General features: G+C 48.7%; 1 protein-coding gene. It reads right to left on the bottom strand.

The features are described from left to right. Positions 1-1159: PepSY domain-containing protein (locus tag R7M72_RS25335; RefSeq protein WP_318056486.1), on the bottom strand; the 1159-nt coding region annotated here is incomplete at both ends.

The following is a 1159-nucleotide window of genomic DNA, read 5'->3' as shown; positions in this document are numbered from 1 at the left end:
CGATGCGCTGCGACTTGGTCGACGGAACCACCACATCACCACTCCGGAAATAGCAATCAGAATAAATGCCAGACAGAACAGCACATTCAACGCCTTGTTGATGATGCTTACGTCTCCTTGGTGAAGTGAGACACCCGCAGCCATTAACTTGGCAAACCAGCTGTAATCCTGCCAAGTCACATCCACCAGCAAACGACCTGAGTATTGGTCAAAATGGCTGGTTCGATCTTGTCTTGGGTCAGAGATGTCCCCTCCCATTGAGTTGGCGGCAACGGTGTAAACACCGTCATCTGAACGAGGCAAGAATACTTTGTAGCTGGTAAAGCCCATCATTTCGGCTTTAAGAATAATGTCGTCAATCGATAACGCGCGATGGTTCCCCGTGTAAGACGCCCCCCTTTCCATGTTCGCGTGATCATGGGCGTGTTTATCTTTCGATTCAGGTACGGCAGCAAGCTCTAAGTTCCAAGGCATTTCTTCTGACGAACCGTGGTTAAGATCCTTATGCGTCAATGTCGACTCTGGCTTTTCACCCCAAGTGTAATAGGTCGGAAACGTGTTCCAAGCTTGAACCATCTTTGCCCCCCAAATTCCAGCCCAAGACAAACCAGAAATCAGAAAAAACAGTAAAACGAGGGACAACACGCCACCGAAATTAGCGTGCACATCGCGCAATACAATACGAGAACCTTGGGCAACACGGATTTTCAAAAAGCCCGCTCGACTGGCGTTGTCGCGAGGAAGCCAGAGATACAAGCCCGACACCAAAAGTAAAATACCTAAGCTGGCTGATATTTCGATTAAACGATCGCCAAGCTCACCAATCAGTAAGGTGCCATGAATGTTATTCATCAGCTCATAAACGCTGTCTGAGCGATCAATGGTGCCTTGAACCTCGCCCGTATATGGATTGACTGCAGCAACGAGCGAACGCCCATCTTCCGCTTTAATTGAAAACCGGTTGGCAAGATGCGCTGTTTTGGCAGGCACAAATTGAGTAACGCTGAAATCGGGATAGGCTTGCTTAACCGACTCTAACTGGACGGACACTGGTACTTTGTGCTCTTGCGGCACCACTTTTAGCGTAGTCTCATAACGAGCCAGTTCAATCTCATCATCAAATAGCATCACCAGTCCGGTGACGGACAGCATGAGCATA

Source organism: Vibrio sp. YT-18 (genome assembly GCF_033337345.1).
Taxonomy (GTDB): domain Bacteria; phylum Pseudomonadota; class Gammaproteobacteria; order Enterobacterales; family Vibrionaceae; genus Vibrio; species Vibrio alginolyticus.
This window is presented reverse-complemented; position numbering and strand designations above follow the sequence as displayed.